This window comes from Naasia sp. (assembly GCF_025465545.1).
Lineage (GTDB): Bacteria > Actinomycetota > Actinomycetes > Actinomycetales > Microbacteriaceae > Naasia.
In genome coordinates, this window is the sequence record NZ_JAODMK010000013.1 from 17471 (window position 1) to 42597 (window position 25127).

Sequence of the window (25127 nt, forward strand, 5' to 3'; positions counted from 1 at the left end):
CTCGATCCTCGCACCCGGTCTCCTGGCGGTCCGGTGTGTCGCGCGGCATCCACTCGCCACGAGGTGCCGCCATCCGGGCTGGAAGCGGGATTTCGTGGCAAGTCGGTGCTCGCGAGGGAAGCCCGCCCCGGAGGGTCGGGCGCGTCTGGGAGAATCGATGCGATGTCCACCCTCACCGCGCCGGCAACCGCCCTGGCGATCGGACCGCTGCGCCTCGATGCGCCGGTCGTGCTCGCGCCCATGGCGGGCATCACCAACACCGCATTCCGTCGGCTCTGCCGGGAGTTCGGCGCCGGTCTCTACGTCAGCGAGATGATCACCAGCCGCGCGCTGGTGGAGCGCACGCCCGAGACGATGCGGCTGATCACCCACCATGAGTCGGAAACCCCGCGCTCCATCCAGCTCTACGGTGTGCACCCCGCGACCGTGGCGGAGGCCGTGCGGATCCTCGTCGACGAGGACCGCGCCGACCACATCGACCTGAACTTCGGCTGCCCGGTGCCCAAGGTCACCCGCAAGGGCGGGGGAGCCGCACTGCCCTGGAAGCTCGATCTCTTCCGCGACATCGTCGAGGGTGCGGTCCGCTCGGCGGGCGCGGTGCCGCTCACGATCAAGATGCGCAAGGGCATCGACGCCGACCACCTCACCTACCTGGAGGCGGGCAGGATCGCCGAGGGCGCCGGCGTCGCGAGCATGGCTCTGCACGCCCGCACGGCCTCGGAGTTCTACTCCGGCCACGCCGACTGGTCGGCGATCGCCAAGCTCAAGGAGACCGTCACGAGCGTCCCCGTGCTCGGCAATGGCGACATCTGGTCCGGTGCCGACGCGGTCCGCATGGTGCGCGAGACCGGCTGCGATGGCGTCGTGGTCGGTCGCGGCTGCCTCGGCCGCCCCTGGCTCTTCGGCGACCTGGCCGCAGCCTTCGCCGGCGAGGAGCGCATCGCGATGCCCTCCCTCGGCGAGGTGGCCCGCACCTTCCGTCGGCACGCCGAGCTGCTCGTCGAGTTCTTCGGCAGCGAGGATCGCGGCTGCCGCGACATCCGCAAGCACGTCGCCTGGTACTTCAAGGGCTACCCCGTCGGCGGTGACACCCGCGCCAGCCTCGCCACCTCCGACAGCCTGCAGGAGATCGACGACCTCCTGGGCACGCTCGATGCCGACTCGCCCTATCCCGGTGAGGCGGCGGAAGGCCAGCGCGGCCGCGCCGGCAGCCCCAAGCGCCCCGTGCTGCCCGAGCGCTGGCTGGAAAGCCGCGTCCTCGGCACCGCCGAGCGCACCGAGGTCGCCGGGGCGGAGCTCGATTCCAGTGGCGGCTGACGCACCGGCTGTCGGTGCCCGCGATCCCGGGTACACCGACCGGGACCGGGAGCGGTGGCTCCCCGAGCAGCACTCCAGCCGCCGCAGCGACTTCGCCCGTGACCGTGCCCGCCTGGTGCACTCCAGCGCCCTGCGCCGGCTCGGCGCCAAGACGCAGGTGCTGAGCCCGACGGCCGGCGTCGACTTCGCTCGCAACCGCCTCACGCACTCCCTGGAGGTGGCCCAGGTCGGCCGGGAACTCGCCGCGAGCCTCGGGCTCAACCCCGACGTGGTGGACACCGCGTGCCTCGCCCACGACATCGGCCACCCGCCGTTCGGCCACAACGGTGAGCGGGCACTCTCGGAGTGGGCCGTCGACATCGGCGGCTTCGAGGGCAACGCGCAGTCCCTGCGCCTCCTCACCCGCCTCGAGCCGAAGGTCTTCGGGCCTGACGGCCGGCCGTACGGGGTCAACCTGACCCGCGCGAGCCTCGACGCGAGCTGCAAGTACCCGTGGCCCGCAACCCGGTCCATCGAGGATCCGAGCGGGCGCGCCAAGTTCGGCTACTACACCGACGACGCGGCGGCCTTCGCCTGGCTGCGCGAAGGCGCCCCCGAGGGGATCCGCTGCATCGAGGCCCAGGTGATGGATCTCAGCGACGACATCGCCTACTCGGTGCACGACTTCGAGGACGCGGTGACCGGCGGCTACATCGACGTTCGCGCCCTCGCGCACCGCAAGCACCACGACGAGCTGGTGACCGCGATGCATGCCTGGATCGGCGGCGAGTACGACCACGCGCAGCTGATCGGCGCCTTCGACCGCCTCGACTCGCTGGACTTCTGGCTGGCGACCTGGGACGGCTCCCGCCGGGATCAGGGCCGCCTCAAGAACCTCACCAGCCAACTCATCGGCCGATTCGCCGGCGCAGCGACTCGCGCCACCCGCGCCGCCTATCCGCAGTCGCTCCTCAGCCGCTTCGCCGCGAACGTCGTGGTGCCGCCGGAGATCGGCGCCGAGATCGCCGTGCTCAAAGGCATCGTCGCCGCGTTCGTGATGACCAGCACCACCCGCACGCCGGTGTACCGCCAGCAGCGCGCCGTGCTGCAGGAACTGGCCGACGTGCTCGTCACTCGGCCCGAGGCCCTCGACCCGGCGTTCGCCGCCGATTTCAGGGAGGCCGGCACGGACGCCGAGCGCCGCCGTGCGGTCGTCGACCAGGTGGCGAGCCTCACGGACCAGTCGGCGATGGCATGGCACGAGCGGCTCGTCGGCTGACACTGCCTCGGCCGACCACGTTCGCCGACGTGGCGGGGGAGGGCATCCTGCTCGCCGGCGGCGCGCGGGCGCTCCTGCTGCAGCTGGCGCACCCGGCGGTCGCCCGGGGGGTGGCCGAGCACAGCTCCTTCGCCGAGGACCCGGTACCCCGACTCACCGGCACCCTCACCTACCTCTACGTGCTCGCCTTCGGCACCGAGGAGGAGATCGCCCGGGTGGCCGCCCACGTCGGCCGCGCACACCGGGGGGTGCGCGCCGTCGACGGGGAGCCGCCCTACGACGCTGCGAATGCGGACCTCCAGCTCTGGGTGGCCGCCACCCTCTACGAGACGACAGTGCTCATGTACGAGCGCGTTTTCGGCCCGCTGCCCGCCGCTGCCGCCGACGAGGTCTATGCGCAGAGTGGGCGGATCGGCACCGCGCTCGGGATGCCGGCGTCCGCCTGGCCGGAGGACCGGTCCGCCTTCGCCGAATACTGGGCCGCCACGGTGGGCGCACTCGTCGTCGGGCCGACGGCGCGACGGCTCGCGCATGCGCTGCTCCGCCCGGAGGGGGCACCCCTGTGGCTGAGGGCCGCTCTGCCCCTGGCACGCCCGGTGACCGCCGCTCTCCTGCCCGACGGGGTGCGCCGCGGCTACGGCGTCCGATGGAGCGCCGAGCACCAGGCGCGGGCCGACCGACTGCTCGGCCTCATCCTCGCCGGCTACCGGGTGCTGCCCCGCCGGATCCGGCACCTGCCCGGGCGACGAGTACTGCGGCACTTCCGGGCCGAGACCTCACCTGCGGGCTGAGCCGCGGGTCGCTACAGCACGCGCTGCAGGAACTCCCTGGTCCGGGCATTCCGTGGGCGGGTGAGCACCTCGTCCGGGGTGCCCCTCTCGACCACTGCGCCGTCGTCCATGAAGGTGATCTGGTCCGCAACCTCGGCGGCGAAGTTCATCTCGTGCGTCACCACGACCATGGTCATCCCCGAGCGGGCCAGCTCCCGCATCACGGCGAGCACCTCGCCCACGAGCTCCGGGTCGAGCGCGGAGGTGGGCTCGTCGAACAGCATCACCTCGGGGTCCATGGCCAGAGCGCGAGCGATCGCGACCCGCTGCTGCTGCCCGCCGGACAGCTGTGCGGGATAGTGCCCGGCCCAGTCGGCGAGGCCCACCCGGTCCAGAAGCTGCATGGCACGGGCCCTTGCGTCGCGCTTGGGCTGGCGGAGCACCGCCAGCGGAGCCGCGGTGATGTTGTCGAGGGCGGTCATGTGCGGGAACAGGTTGAACCGCTGGAAGACCATGCCGATGGTGCGCCGCTGGTCCGCCACCTGGCGCGGCGTCATCTCGTAGAGCTTGCCCTTCTTGGGCGAGTAGCCGACGAGGTGGCCGCCGACCTCGATGCGGCCGCCGTCCACGGTCTCCAGGTGGTTGATGCAGCGCAGCAGCGTCGACTTTCCCGAACCGGATGGCCCGAGCAGAACCGCCACCTCTCCGCGTCTCACGGTCAGGTCGATGCCCTTGAGCACCTCCCTGCTGCCGAAGCGCTTCCGCACCGCGCGCACCCGGATCAGCGCATCGTCGTCGTCAGCCACGTGCGTCGCTCCTTCTGCGGAGTGCGGACCAGGCGCGCGAGAGGGTGCGGTCCAGGATTCCGTCCTGCGCGCCTGTGCCGCGACCGAATCGCTTCTCGAGGTAGTGCTGGGGGATCGACAGGGCCGTCGTCATGACGACGTACCAGATGGTGATGACGAGCAGCAGCTCCACCTGGCGCAGGTTCTGCGAGGCGATCCGGGTCGCCGCCGTGTAGAGCTCGAGCACGGCGATGACCGAGAGCAGCGACGTGTCCTTCAGCATCGAGATCGTCTCATTGCCCATGGGCGGGATGATGACCCGCATCGCCTGGGGGAGCACGATCTTGGAGAACGTCCTCAGCGGGCTCATCCCCAGCGAGTACGCGGCCTCCCGCTGGCCCGAATCCACCGAGAGGAGGCCGGCGCGGATGATCTCCGCCGAGTAGGCGGTCTGATTCAGGGTGAGCGCGATCAGACCGGCGACCAGAGGCGGTATCAGGGCGTTCGTATTCGCCCGGAGGAACACGATGTCGGTCATCGGAACGCCGAAGACGATCTCGCTGAAGAGCAGCCCGAGGTAGCCCCAGAACACGATCTGCACCAGCAGGGGACTGCCGCGGAAGACCCACACGTAGAACCAGGCCAGGAAGGACAGGACAGGGTTGGCGCTCAGCTTCATCCCCGCCACCAGCACTCCGAGGACCGTCGACACGGCCATGGCGGCGAAGGTCAGGAACACCGTCATCACCGCGCCGCTCAGGATGCGGGAGTTGAAGAGGTAGTTGCCGATCGTGGCGTGATCGATGTTCTGGTTGTTCCAGAGCTCGACGGCCAGCCAGGCGAAGAGGAGGCCGAGGACGAGGGCCGAGGCCCAGCGCCAGGGGTGACGCAGAGGGACCGCGAGAACGTCGTCGCTCTCCGTCGTCGCCTGGCGCTGGGTGTCGGTCATGGCTAGTCGCCGGTCGTCGCGAGGTTCAGCCCGGCCTTGTCGATGGCGAAATCGGCGAGGTTCCACTTGCTGAGGAGCTTCTCGTATGTGCCGTCGTCGATCACCGACTGCAGCGCCAGCTGCAGTGCGGCAGCAAGTCCATCCGACTTCTTCAGCACCCCGATGCCGGTGTAGACCGGGTTCAGACCGGCCGGGCTCTCGGGGTCGGAGATCAGCTCGAAGAACTGACCGTCACCGGCGGTCTGGGCTGCGTAGGCGGCGACATACGCGTCCACGACCTCCGCGGACGCCTGCCCCGCCCGGAGCGCGGTCTGCGAGTCCAGCTCGCTGGGGAGCTCGACCAGCGTGATCGTGGTCCCGGCGGGGCAGTCCTTCGCCCGCTCGGTGAGCACCTCGCCCTGCACCGTCGCCTTCTGCACGGCCACCTTCTTGCCGCACAGGTCGGCGGCAGCCTTGATCCCGTCGGGGTTGCCCTTCTGCACGAGGATTCCGAACCCGCCGTAGAAGTAGTCCACGAAGTCGAGGACCGCTTCGCGCTCCTCGGTGTCGTTCATTCCCGCGATGATCGCATCCCACTTGTTCGACTGCAGTGAGGGAATGATCGTGTCCCAGGCCTGCTGGTTCATCGAGACCTCGGTGCCGAGGCGCGCGCCCAGCTCGTTCATCAGGTCGAAGTCGAACCCTTGGATCTCCTGGTCGTCGTTGTAGAACTCCATGGGAGGGTTCGCGATGTCCGACGCGAACTTGATCCCGTTCTCCTTGTACTGGGCGGGCAGGGCCGCCGCCGCCGCCGTGTCGACCGCCGCGGTGGGGGTGCTGTCCGCCGGTGCGCCGGCGGAACCCGATGCCCCGCCCGCGCACCCCGCGAGGGCGCCGATCATGATCAGTGCGGCCGCGCTGACGACGGCCTTCCGGTGAGTGCTGTGCATTGGTGTCCTCCTGGTTGGCAAGTGGGTGCAGCTGTGCGTCGCGGCTCCGGATCAGAGCGCTGCGGGCTCCTGCAGTCGAAGGAGGTCGTCGATGCTCTCCCGGGCGACGACGACGCGCGACTTCCCGTCTGCGCAGAAGACCACCGCCGGCCGCAGCGCGCCGTTGTAGTTGTTGGCCATCGTGTACGCGTACGCCCCCGTTGTGGTCATGACGACCAGGTCGCCCACCACCGGCTGGTTGAGGGCGATGTCGGCCCGGAGCCGGTCGCCGGACTCGCACTGCCGGCCCACCAGATCCACCGTCTCCGGTAGGCCGCCATCGACCCGGTTGGCGATCAGCGCCTCGTAGCGCTGCCCCGTCAGGGCGATGTCCATGTTGTCGGCCATGCCGCCGTCGACCGCGACGAAGCTCTTGCCGGAGCGCTTGACGGTGTTCACCCGGTAGAGGGTGACCCCTGCCCGGGCGACGATCGATCGGCCCGGCTCGATCAGGAGCTTGGCGCCCGCGGGAAGGACGCGGGCCGCTGCGGCCACGACGGCGTCGAGGTAGGCCTCAACGCTGGGCGGGTCCTCGTCGAAGGTGTACTGCACACCGAGCCCGCCACCGATGTTGTAGACCGGGTACTCGCCGACGCGCCCGATGGCCTCGACCGCCCGCACGAAAGGCTCGGTCTCGAGCACCTGGGAGCCGATGTGCAGATGGATCCCGATCAGCGTGACGTGCTCCAGGCGTGCGATGAGCCGGACTACGTCGTCGAGCTGGTCGAGGGGCACACCGAACTTCGAGTCCTGCCCGCCCGTCGACTGCGACGCGTGCACGTCCGGAGCGACTCCGGGGATGACCCTGAGGAGGACGTTCTGGGGCTCGGCTGCGAGACGCTCGATCCGGTGCAGATCGTCGGTGTTGTCCACGATGATCGCCGCGATGTGGGTCTCCACCGCGAGCCGGATCTCGTCGTCGCTCTTGGCGTTCCCGTGGAGGTAGAGCCGGTCCGCAGGAACGCGGGCCGCCAGAGCGAACTGGAGCTCGCCGAGCCCCGCGACGTCCACGCTCAGTCCTTCCTCCGCGGCGAGGCGGTACATCGCCACGGCGGGGAAGGACTTCGAGGCGAAGAGCACCTCGCTGTTGGGCCACCGCGCTCGCAGTCCGTCGCTCAGTGCCCGAGCTTGTGCACGCAGCCCTGCCTCGTCGTAGACGTACAGGGGTGTGCCGTAGGTGCTGGCGAGGTCCTCGACGCTGCAGCCGCCGATGAGCAGGACGTCGTCCTCGCTCACCGAGCTGTTGACAGGAAGGATCGGCCGGAGTTGATCGAACGTGGTCGGGGTTCCTTTGCATCTTCGGCGTGGAGCGCCGGCGGGGACTTCAACTGATTCCGTCACGCTATTGCCCCCGGAGGCGCGCAATCCGCAGGACGAGCAACGAGATGCCGAACTTTTACATCGCCGAAACACCGCACCGGGGCTCGGCAGCGGTGCGGACCGGGAAAGGAGGCGCGATGCGCAGAACCGGGCCGAGGGGTCCCCGGCCGAATCTAGACTTGCCCGCATGGCGGGCCTCATCCTCAAGTCGGACATCGACGAGGTGCGCGCCCGGGTCAATCTCGGCGATGTCGTCGGCGACTACGTGTCCCTCAAGACCGCCGGCGTCGGGTCCCTCAAGGGGCTCTGCCCCTTCCATGACGAGCGCAGCCCCAGCTTCCATGTGCGTCCGCAGGTGGGCCTCTTCCACTGCTTCGGCTGTGGCGAGGGCGGCGACGTCTACACGTTCCTGCAGAAGATCGACCACGTCACGTTCGCCGAAGCGGTGGAGCGGATGGCCGCGAAGGTCGGTTACACCCTGCACTACGAGGACGGCGGGGCGGCCGCCGAGACCGGCAACCGGGCCCGCATCCTCGCCGCGAACCGCGCCGCGGGCGAGTTCTTCGTGGAGAGGCTCGCGACCCCCGCCGCCGACCCGGGGCGCCGCTTCCTGGGCGAGCGCGGGTTCGACCGCGCCGCGGCCGCCCGCTTCGGCGTCGGCTTCGCCCCCCAGAGCTGGGACGAGCTCACCAAGCACCTGCGCGGGCGCGGCTTCACCGATCTCGAGCTCGCGGCCGCCGGCCTCGTCTCGAGCGGCGACCGGGGCGTCTACGACCGCTTCCGCGGGCGCGTCGTCTGGCCCATCCGCGACCTCACCGGCGAGACGGTCGGCTTCGGCGCCCGCCGGCTGCTCGAGGACGACAAAGGCCCCAAGTACCTCAACACCCCTGAGACGCCCGTCTACCACAAGGCCCAGGTGCTCTATGGGCTCGACCTCGCCAAGCGAGACATCTCCCGCGGCCGCCGGGTGGTGGTCGTCGAGGGCTACACCGACGTGATGGCCTGCCACCTCGCGGGGATCACCACGGCCGTCGCCACCTGCGGAACCTCGTTCGGGGTCGACCACATCAAGATCCTCCGGCGTGTGCTCGGCGACGACTCCGGCCTCGGCGAGGTCATCTTCACCTTCGACCCCGATGCCGCGGGCCAGAAGGCCGCCGTACGGGCATTCGGCGAGGAGCAGCGCTTCGCCGCCCAGACCTACGTGGCCACCGGCCCGGAGGGACTGGACCCCTGCGATCTGCGGCTCGCCCACGGCGACGAGGCCGTGCAGGCGATGATCGCCGCCAAGAAGCCGATGTTCGAGTTCATCATCCAGCAGCACCTCCGCGCGCACGACCTGGACACCGTGGAGGGGCGCGTGGCCGCCCTGCGCGCCGCCGCTCCGGTGGTCGCCGAGATCCGTGACCCCTCCCTGCGGCCCGGATACGCCCGCGAACTCGCGCGCTGGCTCGGCATGGAGCTCGCCGACGTGCAGTCGGCGGTGGCATCTGCGGCCCCGCGGGGGTCCAGCGGCGACTCCCGCGGCGACCGGCGCGGTGGGAGCGCCGCCCAGGGTGGCGGTGCCCCGGGACAGCGCGGGGGCGGTCCCGGACAGGGACCCGAGCGTCCCGGCCAGGCGCCTCAGCGCGGCGCCGGACCGCAGCGCGGTGGGGCGCCGGCCGGCCCCGCACGCCGTGGTCCCGGGGAGCAGCGCGGCTCGCAGGGCAGTCCCGCTCGCCAGCACGCACCCGTGGACGACCCGCCCCCCGAGGACTACGACTCCGCCCCTCCGCCGGAGGACGGGAACTACGACGCGCCGGCGCCCGCCCGCGGCCCGTCCCTCGCCCAGCTGCCGGGCGATCCCGCCACTCGGCTCGAGCGCGATGCCCTGATGGCCGCCCTGCAGTTCCCCCAGCTCGTGGGGGAGTCCCTGCTCGAGCGGGCGGTGCAGACGGGCTTCGCGAACCGGTCGCTCGCAGGGGTGCGCGACGGCATCCGGGCGAGCCTCGACGCGCTGCAGTCCCCGCAGTGGCTCGAGCGCGTCGCGACCGCGGTTCCCGAGTCGCTCACCGGGCTGGTGCACCAGCTCGCCATCGCACCGCTTCCCCAGCAGCCCGGCGAGGAGGCCCTCGGAATCTACGTGCGGGATGTCACCGCTCGGCTGATCGACCGGGATCTGCTCCGCCGCAAGACCGAGCTGCTCGGCCAGCTGCAGCGCACCAGGCCGGCGGACGACCCCGAGCGGTACCGAGGGCTGCAGCGGGACCTCGTGGCGCTCGAGGCGGACCGCCGGACCCTGCTCGAGGGCTGACCGGCGGCGGGTCTCCCGTGGCGGACGCCGCGGCGCTGACGAGGATGTTTCGGCGCCATAACGAAGTCCCGCTTGAGTCGGGCTGAGGATCAGCCGTGTGTTAGACCAGAGTGTCACAGCAGCGCGGCGTCGATTCCGCGCCTGCCCCGCACCAGGGGCGACATCCCTTCATCGAAAGAGGTAGACGGATGACATCCGCAATCTCGGTCCGGACCAGGCGCGTTCTCCTCGCGACCGCCGGCATCACGGCGGCGGCGCTCACGCTCGCCGGCTGCGCTGGAGCCAGCGGCGGCGGCCAGTCCTCGGGCGGCACCGGCGGCGGCACGATCACGATCGGCACCAGCGACCCGCTGACCACCCTCGACCCGGCCGGCTCCTACGACAACGGTTCGCTCGCGGTTCAGCTGCAGGTGTTCCCGTTCCTCTTCGACAGCCCCGTGGGCAGCCCGGACGTCGAGCCGAGCATCGCCGAGTCCGGCGAGTTCACCACGCCCACGGAGTTCACCGTGAAGCTGAAGTCGGGTCTCAAGTGGGCGAACGGCAACCCGCTCACCTCCTCGGACGTCAAGTTCACCTTCGACCGACAGCTCGCCATCAAGGACCCGAACGGCCCGTCGTCGCTCCTCGCGAACGTCGCCGGCATCGAGGCTCCCGACGACAGCACCGTCGTGTTCACCCTCAAGGTGCCCAACGACGTGACGTTCCAGCAGGTGCTCTCCAGCCCCGTCGGGCCGATCGTCGACGAAGACGTGTTCTCGCCCGACGCCCTCACGCCCGACGACGAGATCGTCAAGGGCAAGGCGTTCGCCGGGCAGTACATGATCACCTCCTACAAGGTGAACACCCTCATCCAGTTCACGAAGTACGACGGCTATCAGGGCAACCTCGACCCCGCAGCCAACGACACCGTCAACCTCACCTACTTCGACGACTCCTCCAACCTGAAGCTGGCCATCCAGCAGGGCGACATCGATGTGGCGTACCGGAGCATGTCGCCGACGGACGTCGCCGACCTGCGCGGTGACGACAAGGTGAAGGTGCTCGACGGGCCGGGTGGCGCGATTCGCTACATCGTCTTCAACTTCGACACGCAGCCGTTCGGTGCCAAGACCGACGGCGCGGACGAGGGCAAGGCGCTGGCCGTCCGCCAGGCGGTCGCCGACCTCATCGACCGCCAGACCATCGCCGATCAGGTGTTCAAGGGCACCTTCACCCCCCTGTACTCCTACGTCCCGGCCGGGCTCACCGGCGCGAACGAGTCCCTCAAGTCGCTCTACGGCGATGGCTCCGGCGCGCCCGACGCAGACAAGGCGAAGGCAACGCTGGACGCCGCCGGCGTGACCACCCCGGTCACCCTGGACCTGCAGTACGCGCTCGAGCACTACGGCCCCTCCTCGCCCGACGAGTACGCACTGGTGAAGGACCAGCTCGAGACGAGCGGCCTCTTCAAGGTGAACCTCGCCAGCACCGAGTGGACGCAGTACTCGAAGGACCGCACCGCGGACCAGTACCCGGCGTACCAGCTCGGCTGGTTCCCGGACTTCTCCGACGCCGACAACTACCTCACGCCGTTCTTCCGGCTGGACAACGGCTTCCTGGCCAACCACTACCAGGACGAGGCCGTGGACGCGCTGATCTCCCAGGAGATCGGCACCCAGGACAAGGACGAGCGGGCGACCGTGATCGGCGCCATCCAGGACCAGGTCGCGGCCCAGCTTCCGACCATTCCGCTGCTGCAGGGCGCCGAGCTGGCCGTGACAGGAACCGGGATCTCCGGCGTCACGCTGGACGCGTCCTACAAGTTCCGGTATGCCGGGATCACCAAGGGCTGAACCTGATCGAGAGGGGCGGTCCGCCGGATGGCGGGCCGCCCCTTCGCTCCTTTCCGTGCGGAAGAAGGACGAGTGACTGCACTGGACACGCCGGTGACCGGGGCCCCCGGCTCCGTCGGCACCAGCCGGGCCGCAGGAGGCGGACTGGGGCGCTACCTCCTCGTCCGGTTCCTCCTGATCTTCCCCACCGTCTTCATCCTGGTCACGCTCGTCTTCATCCTCATGCGCGCCTCCGGCGACCCGATCACGGCATCGGTGGGCGGCCGCCTGCCCGCCGCCCAGCTGCAGGAGCGGATCCACACCGCCGGCTACGACCGCCCGATCCTGATCCAGTACTTCGAGTACCTCGGGCAGGTCGCGACCGGCGACTTCGGCCGCACCCTCACCGACAATCGGGCCATCACCGAGGTCCTGGTCACCTATGGAACAGCGACTCTCGAGCTGGCCGTCTACGCGCTGGTGGTCGCCTTCGCAGTGGGGATCCCGCTCGGCATGCTCGCGGCCTATATCCGGGATCGCTGGGGCGACGCCGTCCTGCGGGTCTTCGCGATCCTCTGCTACGCGACGCCGGTGTTCTTCGCCGGCCTGCTGCTCAAGCTGGTCTTCGCCGTGCAGCTCGGCCTGCTCCCCGTGTACGGCCGCGCCTCGGTGGCCAGCGAGCTGCAGATGCAGCTCCTGCCGTCGCCGACCGGCATCTACCTGATCGACGCGATGCAGACCGGCGATCCCGCCGTGCTGCAGGACGTCCTCCGGCACGCCGTCCTGCCGGCGATCGCGCTCGGGCTGCTCACGGGCGGAGTCTTCCTCCGCCTCGTGCGCACCAACGTCATCGGCACTCTCGGCACCGACTATGTCACGTCCGCTCGCTCCCGCGGCGTCGGCGAGTTCCGGCTGGTCCGCACCCACGCGTACCGGCCTGCGCTCGTGCCGATCATCACCGTGATCGGCCTGCAGGTCGCGCTGCTCCTCGGCGGCGCCGTGCTCACCGAGACCACCTTCGAGTGGAAGGGCCTCGGCTTCCAGCTGACCCACTACCTGCAGGCGCGCGACTTCGTCGCCGTGCAGGGCATCGTCGTGCTGCTCGCCGTGATCGTCGCAGTCACCAACTTCGTCGTCGACGTCATCGCGGCTCTCATCGATCCTCGGGTGAGGTACTGATGGCGGCCCCCATCGACCGCCGGCGCCTGATCGACCGGATCCCGGTGGTGCATCAGGTGCGGCAGAGCGTGGGCGTGCAGCGCTTCATGCTGGTGGCCGGGCTCGTGCTCACCGCGATCTTCGTGCTCGCCGCCATCCTCGCCCCGGTGCTCGCGCCGTACGGCTACTCCCAGCTCCGCGACTCGAACGGGTCGTTCGGCGCCCAGCAGCCTCCCGGTGGCGAGCACCTGCTCGGCACCACCTCGGGCGGCTACGACGTGCTGGCCCGGGTGATCTGGGGCTCGCAGACCGCGCTGCTCGTGATCGTGGTGGCGGTGGCGCTCTCGATCGTCGCCGGTGTCGCCCTCGGCCTCGTCTCGGGGTACTTCGGCGGCTGGATCGACCGGATCCTCGTCGTGGTCGCGGACGCGATCTACGCCTTCCCGACCCTGCTCCTCGCGATCGTCATGGCCATCGTCATCTCGGGCGGCCAGTCGAGCCTGTTCGGCGGCGTCTTCGCGGCCGCGATCTCCTTGACGGTCGTCTACATCCCGCAGTACTTCCGCGTCATCCGGGCAGAGACGGTCCGGATCAAGGGGGAGGCGTTCGTCGAGTCGGCACGGGTCATCGGTGCCAGCACCTCCCGCGTCATGTTCCGGCACGTTCTGCGGAATGCCACCCGGACGCTCCCGCTGATCTTCACGCTCAACTCCTCCGAGGCGATCCTCACCCTGGCCGGCCTCGGATTCCTCGGCTTCGGCATCGAGCCGAGCTCGGCCGCGGAATGGGGCTACGACCTCAACAAGTCGATCTCGGATGTCACGAGCGGCATCTGGTGGACCTCGCTGTTCCCGGGCCTCGCGATCGTGTTCGTCGTGCTCGGCATCACCCTCGTGGGCGAGAGTCTCAACGATCTCGCCGATCCGCGACTCCGCGGTCGCCGATCCGTCGCGGCAGCCTCCGGGCTGGTGGGGGAGACCTCGGTCGTCCCGGGCGGCGTGCTGAGCGCGCCCGGCGGCATCGACGGACTGGAGCGAGCACGGTGAGCGTCGTCGAGATCAAGGACCTGCACGTCTCGTTCGCGAGCGACCAGGGCACGGTGAAGGCGGTCGACGGGGTGAGCCTCACCGTGGAGCGCGGGGAAGTCGTCGCCATCGTGGGCGAGAGCGGCAGCGGCAAGACGGTCACCGCCAAGACGATCCTGGGTCTGCTGCCGGAGACGGCCACCGAGTCGGGGGCCGTGCTGCTCTCCTCCAGCAGCGGCGGGGTGTCCGACATCGTGACGCTCTCCGGCCGTCGCCTCCGGGAGGTGCGCGGCACCGACGTCGCCATGGTGTTCCAGGAGCCCTCCACCGCCCTCAATCCGGTCTTCACGGTGGGCTGGCAGATCGCGGAGGGACTCCGCGCCCACTCCAAGCTCGGGCGCAAGCAGGCGCGCGAGAAGGCCGTGGAGATCCTCCGCCGGGTCGGCATCCCCGAGCCCGAGAAGCGGGTGGACTACTACCCGCATCAGTTCTCGGGCGGCCAGAAGCAGCGCGTGGTGATCGCGATGGCGCTCGTGCTCGACCCGGGCCTCATCGTGGCCGACGAGCCGACGACGGCACTGGACGTGACCGTCCAGGCCGAGATCCTCGACCTGCTGCGCCGCTGCCGGGACGAGTTCGGCACCGCGATCGTGCTCATCACGCACAACATGGGCGTGGTTGCCGACCTCGCCGACCGCGTTGCGGTGATGTACCAGGGCCGCATCGTCGAAGAGGCCGACACCGCCACGCTGTTCTCCGCGCCCACTGCCGCCTACACCAAGAGCCTGCTCGCCGCGGTTCCCTATGTTGGCCAGGGCAAGGCGGCCACCGACCAGCGCGCCGCAGCCCGCGCAGCGGCCGCCCCCGAGGCGCCCCTCGTCTCCGCGCGCGGGCTCGTGATCGAGTACCCCGGGCGGCTCGGACGCCCCGGCTTCCGTGCCGTCGACGGGGTCTCCTTCGACATCCTCCCCGGCGAGGTGCTCGGCCTGGTCGGGGAGAGCGGGTCGGGCAAGACGACCATCGGACGTGCACTCGCCGGCCTCACGCGGGTGTCCGGCGGCTCCCTGTCCGTGCTCGGCGCCGAGATGCTCGGCATGCGGGAGCGGAACTTCCGCAAGCATCGGGGAGACATCGGGTTCGTCTTCCAGGACCCCGCATCGAGCTTCAATCCGCTCCTCACGATCGCGCAGGCGGTGGCCGAGCCGCTGATCGTGCACAAGCGCTTCCGCAGCGCCGCCTCGGCGCACACGCGGGTCGGCGAGCTGCTCGAGGCCGTTCAGCTTCCCCGCTCGTACGGGGACCGATTCCCGCATGAGCTGAGCGGCGGGCAGCGCCAGCGCGCCAGCCTCGCCCGGGCGCTGGCGCTGAACCCCAAGCTGCTGATCGCCGACGAGCCCACCTCGGCGCTCGACGTGTCCGTGCAGGCGCGGGTGCTCGAGCTGTTCGCGGAGCTGCAGCGGGAGTTCGGCTTCGCGTGCCTGTTCATCAGTCACGACCTCGCCGTGGTGGATCTGCTCGCCGACCGGATCGCGGTGCTCTACCGGGGCAAGCTCGTCGAGGAGGGCACGGGCGCCCAGGTGCTCGGCGCACCGCAGCATCCGTACACCCAGCGCCTGCTCGCCTCCCTGCCCGTCCCTGACCCGGCCGCTCAGGCCGAGCGGCGCACCGCGCTGGCCGCCCTGAGGGCGAGCGAAGGGTAGGCCGGTCGGCCCGGGGTGTCCCGGTTCGGCAGAATGGCACTATGGCAACCGCCGAGAACGTCGTCGTGGCGGCCAGCGATGTGACGATCGAGTACCCGCCCGGCCACGGGCGCGCGGCCCACCGGGCGATCGACGGGGTCACCTTCGACATCAAGCGCGGCGAGCTGATGGGTCTGGTGGGGGAGTCGGGCTCCGGCAAGAGCACCCTCGCCCGCACCATCGCGGGTGGCACCGGACGCGGCCTTGCCGGCGACGATGTCACCCAGATCGTCGGCGGCTCGCTGCACGTTCTGGGAGTGGAGCTGCGCGGCATGCATGCCCGCCGACGCAACCTCCTCACCTTCGACGTGGGCTACCTGCCGCAGAACGCGGGCCGCATGCTCACTCCCGGCTACACCATCGCCGAGAACGTGGCGGAGCCGCTGCTCGCCCGGGACCGCAGGGCAGATCGCAAGGAGCTCGGCAGTCGCGTCGCGGAGCTGATCGACGCCGTCCAGCTGCCGCTCAAGGTCATGTCCGCGTACCCGCACGAGATCTCGAGCGGACAGCGGCAGCGTGTCGCCATCGCCCGCTCACTCGTGCTCGGGCCCGCGCTCTGGGTCGCGGACGAGCCGACGGCGGGGGTTGACGTCACCGCCCGCGGCCCGGTGCTCGACACCATCCTGGAGATGCAGAGCGAGCACGACTTCTCCGCGTTGATCGTGAGCCACGAGGCCGCGGTCACCGCCCGCCTCACCGACCGGATCGCGGTGCTGCAGCGCGGCCACCTGGTGGGCCTCGGCCGCCTGGACGAGGTGCTGCGCGACCCCAGCCATCCCTACGTTCGCGGGCTCGCGCAGGAGTACCGCATCGCGACCGGCCCCATCGAGCTTCCCGATCTCACTGGAGATGATGCGCCATGACCGACGTCCCCCGCTTCACCCACCGAGCCGTCGCAGGCGCGAGCGTCGCGACTCTGCCGCCGGAGTCTCGGCCGGCCACCGGCCCGATCGCACTCCTGCCCGAGAGCGACGTCACGGACCAGTTCCGGGAGGCGGTCGGTGCGGGCGGGGGGAAGATCGCACCCCTCAGCGAGGACACCCGGGCGATCGTCTGGCTTGCGAACTCGGAACCGCAGGGGCTGCTCGACGCACTCGAGCGCTACCCCCGGATCTCCTGGGTCCAGCTGCCCTGGGCCGGCGTCGACGCGTTCGCCGCCGCGCTCGCCTCGCACGACCGCGAGGGTCTCGTCTACACGAGCGCCAAGGGCGCCTACGCCCAGCCCGTCGCCGAGCACGCCCTCGCGCTCACCCTCGCCGGCCTGCGGCACTTCCCCGAGCGGGTGCTCGCCGAGTCGTGGGGTGCGAAGAAGGGCGAGTCGCTCTACGGCAGGAACGTGGTGATCGTCGGCGCCGGTGGGATCGCGGTGGAGCTGATCCGCCTGCTCCAGCCGTTCGACGTGACGGTCACCGTGGTGCGGCGCAGCCCCGGGAACGTCGAGGGCGCGGACCGCACGGTCACCTCCGATGCCCTGGACGACGTGCTGCCCGCCGCTGACGTGCTCGTGCTCGCCGCGGCGAGCACCGGCGAGACCCGCCACATGATCGGCGCCGACCAGCTGGCCCGGATGAAGCGGACCGCCGTGCTGGTCAACATCGCGCGCGGCCCGCTCGTGGACACCGATGCGCTCGTGCAGGCACTGCGGGAGGAGCGGCTGCTCTTCGCCGGGCTGGACGTGACGGACCCGGAGCCGCTTCCCGAGGGTCATCCGCTCTGGACCGAGGTGCGAGCCCTGCTCACCCCGCACTCGGCCGACACGCCCGAGATGATCGCGCCGCTGCTCGCCGAGCGGGTGCGGCAGAACGTGGAGGCATACGTGTCCACGGGACGCTTCGTGGGACTCGTCGACCCCAGTCGGGGCTACTGACGGCCGCGGACCTCCTGGTGCGCTAAAGTGGACGAGCCGTAAAAACGCATTCCTCGATAGCTCAATTGGCAGAGCAGCCGGCTGTTAACCGGCAGGTTCTTGGTTCGAGTCCAAGTCGGGGAGCTCACGCCCCCGCAGCCCAGCTGCGGGGGCTTCCTCGTTTGCCGCGGCTATCACGAGCCCAGCCCTCGCCGCGTCCCGTTCAGGGAGCGTCGGCGCAGGCGACGCAGCGGTCGGTCCAGGGACGCGCCTCGAGGCGACCCGGCGCGATCGGGCCGCCGCAGCGGATGCAGGTGCCGTAGGTGCCCTCCGCGACCCGCGCGCGGGCCGCCGCCACGGCCGCCAGTCGCGCCACCGCATCCAGTCGCAGCGAGTCCGCCTGCGATCGCTCCCAGGCGAGTGTCGTTCCCTCCGGGTCGTGCTCGTCATCGGAGTTCGCGTCGCGCCGAGCGTCGGTGAGCGACGAGATGTCCGCGGTGAGGCCGCGGAGCAGGCTCTCGGCGTCGGCGGCGGCGCGATCCAGCAGCGCACTCGCGACGTCCACAGGCTTCATCCCGACTCTCCTCCCGGCGGCCCGGCAACCTGATGACGGGACCCCGGAATCCTAGACTGGCGGGCATGGCATGGACCCTCGACGCCGTTCCGACCGCTCTGCTGATCGCCGTGCCCGCGCTCCTCGCCGTTCTCTTCCTCGTGCTCTGGATCCGCGCGACCCGCCGATACCGGCGCCTCGCATCCGAGCAGACGGCGTCCGCACGGGCGCGCATCGACCTCGAGCTGTCGGTGGCCGAGCAGGGCGGCCGGCTCCGCATCATCCGGGAGCTGCACGATCTCGCCCTGCACCGGGTGACCACGATGATCGCCGACGCGGACGGTGCCAAGTACGCCGCCGGGAGCGATGCGATGGTGGCGGTGCGCGCGGCCTCCACCATCGCGGACACCGGCCGCGCTGCCCTCGCCGACATGCGCCGGGTCAGCTCCCTCGTCCGGGAGACCGAGGCGGACGTGGCTCCTCAGCCCACGCTCAAGTCGACCCGGGACCTCTTCAAGGTGATGCGCGACGCCGGTCTCGGCGTCACCTTCGACGAGTCGGGAGAGCCGTATCCGCTCAGCGCTGGCGCAGAGCTGGCGATCTACCGCATCCTCCAGGAGGCGCTGAGCAACTCGCTGAAGTACGGCGGCGACGGCACCGAGGCGCGCGTCAGCTTCACCTGGACGACTCAGGGCATGCAGGTCCGGGTCGATGACGACGGCATCCGCAACGCCGCCGTCCGGAAAGGCCTCGACCCCGACCACGGCGGCACGGTCTACACGGTCGAAGAGGACCTGCGCACCCTCACCCAACAGGTGGTCGGCCCCGGCATCGAGGAGATGCGGGAGCGGACCGAGCTGTTCGGCGGCATCCTCTCGGTGAGCCAGACCGCCGGCGTGGGCTTCTCGGTCTCGGCCGTCTTCCCGGCGCTCCGGCATCACAACGGTGTGCACGGCGTGGACCTGAGCCGTGGCGGAACGCGCTAGCGGCGCGGCCGATCCGGACACCGCCGCACGGCGATCGGCCCTCGCCGTCGGCATCGCGACGGCCCTGTACGGCATCTCCTTCGGCGCGCTCTCGGTGGCCTCCGGCCTGGACGTCTGGCAGACCTGCGTGCTGAGCCTCGTGATGTTCAGCGGCGGATCCCAGTTCGCCCTCGTCGGTGTTCTCGCGGCAGGCGGCGTCGCGGCTGGCCCGTCCGCGATCGCCGGCGCCGCCCTGCTCGGCGCCCGCAACACCCTCTACGGCGTGCGGGTGAAGCCGCTGATCGGCGGCAGCGTGTGGCGCAAGGCTGCGGCGGCGTGGGTCACGATCGATGAGTCGACGGCGGTCGCCACCGTGCAGCCCACGCTGCGCAGCGCGCGGCTCGGCTTCTGGGTCACCGGCCTCGTGGTCTTCGCGGGCTGGAACGCCACCACCCTGCTGGGCGCCCTGCTGGGCGACGCGCTCGGCGACGTGCGGCAGTACGGGCTGGACGCCGCTGCGGCTGCCGCGTTCCTCGGCCTGCTCTGGCCCCGCCTCCGCACCCTGCAGCCGGTCGTCGTGGCGGTCGCGGCGGTCGTCGTGGCCGCCGTGCTGGTCCCCGTGCTGCCGCCGGGCGTCCCGGTGCTCGCCGCGGCGGCCGTCGCGATCGTCGTCGGCATCACGAACGCATTCGGCCGCCGACCGGAGAGTGACGACGCAGCGGGGAGCCCCGCGTGTCGCGAGGGGGCGGTGGAGCCGGGATGACGATCTGGACCATCGTCCTGCTCGCCTCGGGGGCGGTCCTCGCGCTCAAGCTGGCCGGCTACCTCGTGCCGTCCACGATCCTCGAGCGCCCGGCGGCGGCCCGGACCGCGAACCTCGTGACCGTCGCGCTGCTCGCCGCGCTCATCGCGGTCCAGACGCTGGGCGCGGGGATGACCCTCACCGTCGACGCCCGAGTGCCTGCCGTGCTGCTTGCGGCCGTGCTCCTGGCGCTGCGCGCACCGTTCCTCGCGGTGGTGGTCGCCGCCGCGGCACTCGCGGCGGTCCTGCGCCTGCTCGGCTGGGCGGCCTAGGCCTCAGCCCTCCAGGTCGTCCACCCCGGGGAGCCAGGAGTTGCCCGGCTTGCCCCATCCGCTCTTCACGATCGCCTTCGTCGCGCGGCGCGCGTTGAGGAAGTCCAGACGATCGACGTAGAGCACCCCGTCGAGGTGGTCGAACTCATGCTGGAAGATCCGGGCGAACCAGCCGGCCGCCTCGATCTCGAACGACTTCCCGTCGAGGTCGACCGCGCGGAGCAGTGCCCGCTCGGCCCGGCGCAGCGGGAAGCGCTCGCCCGGCACGGACAGACAGCCCTCCGACTCGGCGAGCTCATCGGCCTCGCCCGTCGGGGTCGGCGTGATCCAGAGCTCCGGATTGATGGCGACGCCGCGGCGCTCGCCGCCGTCGTCAGGTGAGTAGTTGTAGACGAAGAGGCGCAGGGGAACGCCGACCTGCGGGCCGGCCAGCCCTACCCCCGGCGCGGCGGCCATCGTCTCGAACATGTCGGCCACGAGAGTGCGCAGGTCGTCGTCGAAGCGGGTGACCGGCAGCGCGGGCTGGTGCAGCACCGGATCGCCGGTGATGCGGATCGGGAGGATCGCCATATCGCCATAAGACTATCGAGCAGGGGGCGCCGGTAAGATTTTCTGCGTGCCGCCCGAGCTGACCGATCTGACTGATCAGATCCTGCTTCGGCCCTACCAGGCGCTCGGCATCCCGATCGCCCTCGTCGGCGCCGTCTTCCTCAGCCTCGGCGCACAGTTCCAGCACCGCGGCGTCGCGAAGGTTGAGGAGCAGAACGCCTCCTCGACCGCCGGCCTGTCCCTCGGGCAGCTCACGTCGCTGCTCGGCCGGCCCTCCTGGGTGATCGGCACCATGATGCTGGCCCTGGCCATCGTGCTGCAGCTGACCAGCCTCGGCTTCGCGCCGCTCATCGTCGTGCAGCCGCTCGGGGCGATCGCGCTCGTGATCACCTCGATCCTCAACGCCCGAGTGAGCCACGTGCCGCTCAACCGGCGCTCCATCCGCGCCATCGCGCTCTGCGTCGGCGGGGTCGGCCTGTTCGTGACCATTGCGGCGTTCACCGCCGTCGACCGCGCCATCAGCGACACCCAGCTGGTGACCATCCTGATCATCCTCGCCGCGGTCCTGATCGCCTTCGTCGCATCCTTCCTGGCCCTGCGGCACCAGTTCCGGGCCGTCTACTACATCATCGGAGCCGGGGTGCTCTACGGCTTCGTGGCGACCCTCGCCAAGGTCGTCATCAACCGCATCCTGCAGGGCGACTTCGAGTGGCTCACCCTCACCTGCCTCGCAGGCCTGCTCGCCGCAGGGGCGCTCGGCGCCTATTTCGTGCAGACCGCCTACTCGGCAGGGCCGCCCGATCTCGTCATCGCCGGTCTCACCGTCGTGGACCCGCTCGTCGCAGTCGGCATCGGCATCCTCGTGCTGGGGGAGGCCTCACAGGCGCCGTGGTACGCCGCGATCGCCTTCGTGGTCGCGGGCATCATCGCGGTCTTGGGGGTCTTCGACCTGGCGAAGAATCACCCGCAGGCCCAGCACTGAGGCGCCGGGGGACACGCGGCCGGACCCCGCTCCCCGCGGAAACGAGGGCGTGCGGTAGCGTGAGGGCTCCCGAGACTCCCACGTCCGCCTGTGGCAACGCAAGGAAGAACGATCGACGCGTCACACCCCGCCGATACCCCATCCGGCGACTTCCGCCCGCTCACCGTTCTGATCGTGGGGGACACGTTCCCGCCCGAGATCAACGGCGCGGCGAACTTCAGCGAGCGCCTCGCCGCCGGCCTCACCCGGCACGGCCACGACGTGCACGTCATCGCGCAGGCCCACGACAACCGTCAGGGCGCATTCCGGGAGCACCACAGCGGGGCCACCTTCACCGTGCACCGGCTGCTGAGCATGCGCTGGCTCAAGCACGACTGGATCCGCTTCGTGTATCCGTGGCGCATCAACGCGAACGCCCGGCGCATCATCGATGAGATCAAGCCCGACGTGGTGCACATCCAGTCGCACCTGCTGGCCGGCCGCGGAGCCTCCACCGAGGCGCTGAAGTCCGGCATCCGCATCGTCGCCACCAACCACTTCATGCCCGAGAACCTGATCGAGTTCAGCGGCCTGCCGCGCTTCGTCTGGCCGCTCGCGGTGTCCCTGACCTGGAAGGACGCGCGGCGGATCCTGATGCGTGCGTCCGAGGTGACGACCCCGACCCGCAAGGCCGCTGACTACCTCGAGAAGCAGACCGGACTGCGCGGCGTGCACGCGATCTCCTGCGGCATCCGCGCCTCCGATTACACGCCGGACTTCGAGCCCCGCACCGAGAATCGGATCGCATTCTGCGGCCGCGTGGCACCCGAGAAGCAGCTCGACCGGCTCCTCGAAGCCGTCGCCATGCTGCCCGCGGACCTCGACGTCAAGGTCGACATCGTCGGTGACGGCGACCAGCGCAAGCCGCTCGAGGCACTGGCTGTCCGGCTGGGGATCGCCGACCGGGTGATCTTCCACGGTCGAGTGACGGATCAGAAGCTGCGTCGGGTGCTCACCGAGGCAACGCTGTTCGCCATGCCGAGCATCGCCGAGCTGCAGAGCATCGCCACCATGGAGGCGATGTCCTCCGGTCTGCCGATCGTGGCCGCCGACGCGATGGCGCTGCCGCATCTGGTGCGCGACGGCGAGAACGGCTACCTGTTCCCTCCGGGGGACGCGTGGGCCCTCGCCGACCGGATCGAGCGGGTGCTCCGCCTGCCCGAGGAGGAGCTGCTGGTGATGAAGAACGCCTCGCTCCGGCTGATCGAGCCGCACGACATCGAGACCACCGTCAGCGTGTTCGAGCGCCTCTACCGCGGCGAGCAGGTGGAGGACCCGGTGACCGAGGTGGCGCCGCTCAGCGCGAAGCTGCGCGAGCAGTTCCGCTCGCTGCGACGACGCGTCCGCGGAGTCTCGGCGCTCGACTAGGGTTCGGCCGGTCCGGCGACTTCCGGGCGCGGGACCTCTGGCCTCAGTGGTCCCCGAACGAACGGCTCTGGCTCAGGGACGGGCTGTTCTCGTCATCGAACACGTGGGCAGCGTCCGACTCGCACTGCCACTTCATGTAGCTGCTGATGGCGCCGAGCGGTCGCTCGGTGTTGGGGAGCAGGTGGGTGACCCCACCACAGGTGGGGCAGAGGGAAGTCGTCATGATGCGAGTGTGAGGCCGACCGCCGCCGTTGCACCCGGAATGGGGCGCGGCCGTCGGGCACTGGGGCGTCGGCGCTTCCCGGTCGAGGAAGGGCCTCCGGCGTGGGGTACGGGGCCGCCCGGCGATTGTCCGCCAACATGTGGACGTGCAGAAGGTGACGCTCGGGCAGCGGTTTCGGTATTGGTTCGACGGCGTCATGGCGAAGGGCACCATCGCACTGATCGGGCTCCTCGCCCTGGCGACGGTGGTGTTCATCGCGCTCGTCGCGCTCGTCGTGCAGCTGCTGCACCTGTTTCCCACCGGAGGGAACCCGGACTTCTGGGAGGTGCTCTGGGGCAACCTGATGCGCACCCTGGACAGCGGGACCATGGGCGGCGACGAGGGCAGCGGCTTCCGGATCGCGATGCTCGTGGTCACGATCGGCGGCGTCATCCTGGTGGCCAGCCTCATCGGCATCATCTCCAGCGCGTTCGACAGCAAGGTCGAGGACCTGCGCAAGGGCCGCTCGAAGGTGCTCGAGAGCGACCACACGCTGATCCTCGGCTGGAGCTCGAAGGTGTTCCCGATCGTGACCGAGATCTGCATCGCGAACGAGTCGCGGCGACGGCCCACCATCGTGATCCTCGCCGACCGGGACAAGGTGCAGATGGAGGACGAGCTCCACGCTCAGCTCCCGAAGCGGGGGAAGACGAGGATCGTGGTGCGCAGCGGCAACCCGATGAATCTGGCCGAGCTGGAGCTCGTCAGCCCGCACGCGGCGCGCAGCATTGTGATCCTCGCGCCCGAGGACACCCCGGATCCGGACTCCGTGGTGATCAGGACGGCGCTCGCCCTCACCAACAACCCGCACCGCAAGGAGGGCAGCTACCACATCGTGGGAGAGATCCACGACCCGGGGAACCTCGAGGCGGCCCGCCTGGTCGGCCGCGACGAGGCGCACTGGGTGCTGGCCGGCGAACTGATCAGCCGCATCACCGTGCAGAGCTGCCGGCAGAGCGGGCTCAGCGTCGTCTACACCGAGCTGCTCGACTTCGGCGGCGATGAGATCTACTTCACCGTGGAGCCCGCTCTCGTCGGGGAGACGTACTTCGGCGTGCAGCTGGCCTATGCCGACTGCGCGGTCATCGGCATGGTGAAGGGCGGCGCTGTGGTGCTCAACCCGGCCGCCGAGGTGCTCTACGAGGAGGGCGACCAGCTCATTCTGATCGCTGAAGACGACAGTGCGATCAAGCTCGGCACGCCCGGCGTGCCCGACCCGGACGCGATCAGCTTCGCCGAGGTGCCTGCGCCGAAGCCGGAGCACACCCTCGTGCTCGGCTACAACTCGGGCCTGCACACGATGCTGCGGGAGCTGAGCGAGTACGTGGCGCCGGGGTCGACGGTGCTCGTCGTGGCCGATGTCGACCTGCCTCCGCTGCAGAAGCTGCCGAACCTGGAGATCCGATCCCACCGAGGGGACTCCACCAGCCGCGCCGTGCTGGAGAGCCTGTCGGTGGAGGAGTTCGACCACATCATCGTGCTCGCCTACAAGGAGCACCTCGACGTGCACCGTGCCGACGCGAAGACCCTGATCACGCTGCTGCACCTGCGGGACATGGCGGATCGGGCCGAGGTCGACTTCGCCGTGGTGAGCGAGATGCTCGACGACGCCAACCGGGAGCTGGCCGAGGTCACGAAGGCCGACGACTTCATCGTCAGCGACAAGCTGATCAGCCTCATGCTCTCCCAGACGTCGGAGAACAAGAAGCTGACCGACGTCTTCAACACACTCTTCTCCAGCGAGGGCAGCGAGATCTACTTGCGTCCTGCCTCCAGCTATGTGCGCCCGGGCGTGACCGCCGACTTCTACACGGTGCTGGAGGCGGCCCGCCGGCGAGGCGAGACCGCCATCGGCTACCGGATCGCCGAGCACGCCCGCAACAGCGAGGAGGCGTACGGCGTGCGGGTGAATCCCTCGAAGGCGGAGTCGCGCAGCTTCGCGCCGCACGACAAGATCATCGTCCTCGCCGAGGGGTGAGCGACGACCGGCACCCGCGGGTGCCGGTATCGTGAACGCGTTCGGGGCGGTAGCTCAGCTGGTCAGAGCAAGCGACTCATAATCGCTCGGTCACGGGTTCAAGTCCCGTCCGCCCTAC

Annotated in this window: 23 protein-coding genes and 2 tRNA genes; 18 read left to right on the forward strand and 7 right to left on the reverse strand. The window is 70.3% G+C overall.

The genetic code is table 11. The annotated features are described in order from the left end of the window. Positions 1 to 162: 162 nt before the first annotated feature. Genes dusB through JWR33_RS03850 form a run of 3 tightly spaced genes read left to right on the forward strand, consistent with a single transcriptional unit; the run spans position 163 to position 3366 of the window. Positions 163 to 1317: a tRNA dihydrouridine synthase DusB gene (gene dusB / locus JWR33_RS03840; RefSeq protein WP_297409621.1), complete on the forward strand. Its 1155-nt coding sequence runs from the start codon at positions 163 to 165 to the stop codon at positions 1315 to 1317. Continuing rightward, on the forward strand, positions 1307 to 2575 hold the full coding sequence (locus JWR33_RS03845) for a deoxyguanosinetriphosphate triphosphohydrolase (protein ID WP_297409622.1): 1269 nt from the start codon (positions 1307 to 1309) through the stop codon (positions 2573 to 2575). Before dusB ends, JWR33_RS03845 begins: the two co-directional genes overlap by 11 nt. After that, positions 2551 to 3366, forward strand: a complete 816-nt coding sequence (locus JWR33_RS03850) for an oxygenase MpaB family protein (RefSeq protein WP_297409623.1) — start codon at positions 2551 to 2553, stop codon at positions 3364 to 3366. Before JWR33_RS03845 ends, JWR33_RS03850 begins: the two co-directional genes overlap by 25 nt. Before the next feature lie 11 nt (positions 3367 to 3377). Here the strand turns inward: JWR33_RS03850 and JWR33_RS03855 are convergent, their stop codons facing one another. From JWR33_RS03855 to lysA, 4 genes are read right to left on the reverse strand one after another with little or no spacing between them, the layout of a single operon-like run. Further along, positions 3378 to 4151 carry an amino acid ABC transporter ATP-binding protein gene (locus JWR33_RS03855; protein WP_297409624.1) on the reverse strand — a complete coding sequence of 258 codons (774 nt, stop codon included), beginning with the start codon at positions 4149 to 4151 and terminating at the stop codon, positions 3378 to 3380. After that, on the reverse strand, positions 4144 to 5079 hold the full coding sequence (locus JWR33_RS03860; RefSeq protein ID WP_297409625.1) for an amino acid ABC transporter permease: 936 nt from the start codon (positions 5077 to 5079) through the stop codon (positions 4144 to 4146). The genes JWR33_RS03855 and JWR33_RS03860 overlap by 8 nt, the downstream gene beginning before the upstream one ends. A gap of 2 nt (positions 5080 to 5081) precedes the next feature. Next, the gene (locus JWR33_RS03865) at positions 5082 to 6008 is read right to left on the reverse strand and encodes an ABC transporter substrate-binding protein (protein ID WP_297409626.1); all 927 of its coding nucleotides are present in this window, start codon (positions 6006 to 6008) and stop codon (positions 5082 to 5084) included. 51 nt (positions 6009 to 6059) lie between these two features. Then, positions 6060 to 7283, reverse strand: coding sequence for a diaminopimelate decarboxylase (lysA, locus tag JWR33_RS03870; protein ID WP_297409627.1), 1224 nt, complete (start codon positions 7281 to 7283; stop codon positions 6060 to 6062). Between the two features lie 271 nt (positions 7284 to 7554). Here lysA and dnaG point away from each other — a divergent pair, with 271 nt between their 5' ends. From dnaG to JWR33_RS03910, 8 genes are all read left to right on the forward strand, one after another. Further along, entirely contained in the window at positions 7555 to 9660 is a 2106-nt protein-coding gene (gene dnaG, locus JWR33_RS03875) for a DNA primase (protein ID WP_297409628.1), read from the forward strand. A gap of 188 nt (positions 9661 to 9848) precedes the next feature. Then, a complete protein-coding gene (locus JWR33_RS03880) occupies positions 9849 to 11492 on the forward strand; it encodes an ABC transporter substrate-binding protein (RefSeq protein WP_297409629.1) in 1644 nt (547 codons plus the stop codon). Between the two features lie 93 nt (positions 11493 to 11585). Next, entirely contained in the window at positions 11586 to 12650 is a 1065-nt protein-coding gene (locus JWR33_RS03885; protein ID WP_297409653.1) for an ABC transporter permease, read from the forward strand. Beyond that, positions 12650 to 13675: an ABC transporter permease gene (locus tag JWR33_RS03890; protein ID WP_297409631.1), complete on the forward strand. Its 1026-nt coding sequence runs from the start codon at positions 12650 to 12652 to the stop codon at positions 13673 to 13675. The genes JWR33_RS03885 and JWR33_RS03890 overlap by 1 nt, the downstream gene beginning before the upstream one ends. Further along, complete coding sequence (locus tag JWR33_RS03895) at positions 13672 to 15354, forward strand: ABC transporter ATP-binding protein (RefSeq protein ID WP_297409633.1); 1683 nt, start codon at positions 13672 to 13674, stop codon at positions 15352 to 15354. The genes JWR33_RS03890 and JWR33_RS03895 overlap by 4 nt, the downstream gene beginning before the upstream one ends. A 41-nt stretch (positions 15355 to 15395) precedes the next feature. Then, positions 15396 to 16256, forward strand: coding sequence for a dipeptide/oligopeptide/nickel ABC transporter ATP-binding protein (locus JWR33_RS03900; RefSeq protein WP_297409635.1), 861 nt, complete (start codon positions 15396 to 15398; stop codon positions 16254 to 16256). Then, on the forward strand, positions 16253 to 17260 hold the full coding sequence (locus JWR33_RS03905; RefSeq protein WP_297409637.1) for a D-isomer specific 2-hydroxyacid dehydrogenase family protein: 1008 nt from the start codon (positions 16253 to 16255) through the stop codon (positions 17258 to 17260). The genes JWR33_RS03900 and JWR33_RS03905 overlap by 4 nt, the downstream gene beginning before the upstream one ends. Positions 17261 to 17310: 50 nt before the next feature. Then, positions 17311 to 17383 (forward strand) — tRNA-Asn (locus tag JWR33_RS03910). 79 nt (positions 17384 to 17462) lie between these two features. Here JWR33_RS03910 and JWR33_RS03915 read toward each other — a convergent pair. Next, positions 17463 to 17813: a TraR/DksA C4-type zinc finger protein gene (locus JWR33_RS03915; protein ID WP_297409638.1), complete on the reverse strand. Its 351-nt coding sequence runs from the start codon at positions 17811 to 17813 to the stop codon at positions 17463 to 17465. Positions 17814 to 17878: 65 nt separating this feature from the next. Between JWR33_RS03915 and JWR33_RS03920 the strand changes: the two genes are divergently transcribed. Genes JWR33_RS03920 through JWR33_RS03930 form a run of 3 tightly spaced genes read left to right on the forward strand, consistent with a single transcriptional unit; the run spans position 17879 to position 19831 of the window. Then, complete coding sequence (locus tag JWR33_RS03920; protein WP_297409640.1) at positions 17879 to 18778, forward strand: histidine kinase; 900 nt, start codon at positions 17879 to 17881, stop codon at positions 18776 to 18778. After that, complete coding sequence (locus JWR33_RS03925; RefSeq protein WP_297409642.1) at positions 18762 to 19520, forward strand: AzlC family ABC transporter permease; 759 nt, start codon at positions 18762 to 18764, stop codon at positions 19518 to 19520. Before JWR33_RS03920 ends, JWR33_RS03925 begins: the two co-directional genes overlap by 17 nt. Then, the gene (locus JWR33_RS03930; RefSeq protein WP_297409644.1) at positions 19517 to 19831 is read left to right on the forward strand and encodes an AzlD domain-containing protein; all 315 of its coding nucleotides are present in this window, start codon (positions 19517 to 19519) and stop codon (positions 19829 to 19831) included. The genes JWR33_RS03925 and JWR33_RS03930 overlap by 4 nt, the downstream gene beginning before the upstream one ends. Before the next feature lie 3 nt (positions 19832 to 19834). On the opposite strand, the gene def is transcribed toward JWR33_RS03930, so the two are convergent. Then, on the reverse strand, positions 19835 to 20401 hold the full coding sequence (gene def / locus JWR33_RS03935; RefSeq protein ID WP_297409646.1) for a peptide deformylase: 567 nt from the start codon (positions 20399 to 20401) through the stop codon (positions 19835 to 19837). A gap of 46 nt (positions 20402 to 20447) precedes the next feature. Here def and JWR33_RS03940 point away from each other — a divergent pair, with 46 nt between their 5' ends. Then, a complete protein-coding gene (locus JWR33_RS03940) occupies positions 20448 to 21362 on the forward strand; it encodes a DMT family transporter (protein ID WP_297409648.1) in 915 nt (304 codons plus the stop codon). A gap of 174 nt (positions 21363 to 21536) precedes the next feature. Further along, entirely contained in the window at positions 21537 to 22769 is a 1233-nt protein-coding gene (locus JWR33_RS03945; RefSeq protein ID WP_297409649.1) for a glycosyltransferase, read from the forward strand. Positions 22770 to 22812: 43 nt separating this feature from the next. On the opposite strand, the gene JWR33_RS03950 is transcribed toward JWR33_RS03945, so the two are convergent. Next, on the reverse strand, positions 22813 to 22992 hold the full coding sequence (locus JWR33_RS03950) for a hypothetical protein (protein ID WP_297409650.1): 180 nt from the start codon (positions 22990 to 22992) through the stop codon (positions 22813 to 22815). A gap of 145 nt (positions 22993 to 23137) precedes the next feature. Between JWR33_RS03950 and JWR33_RS03955 the strand changes: the two genes are divergently transcribed. Both JWR33_RS03955 and JWR33_RS03960 read left to right on the forward strand, forming a co-directional pair. After that, the gene (locus tag JWR33_RS03955) at positions 23138 to 25009 is read left to right on the forward strand and encodes an NAD-binding protein (RefSeq protein ID WP_297409651.1); all 1872 of its coding nucleotides are present in this window, start codon (positions 23138 to 23140) and stop codon (positions 25007 to 25009) included. 43 nt (positions 25010 to 25052) lie between these two features. Next, positions 25053 to 25126 (forward strand) — tRNA-Ile (locus tag JWR33_RS03960). The last annotated feature ends 1 nt before the right edge of the window (position 25127 follow it).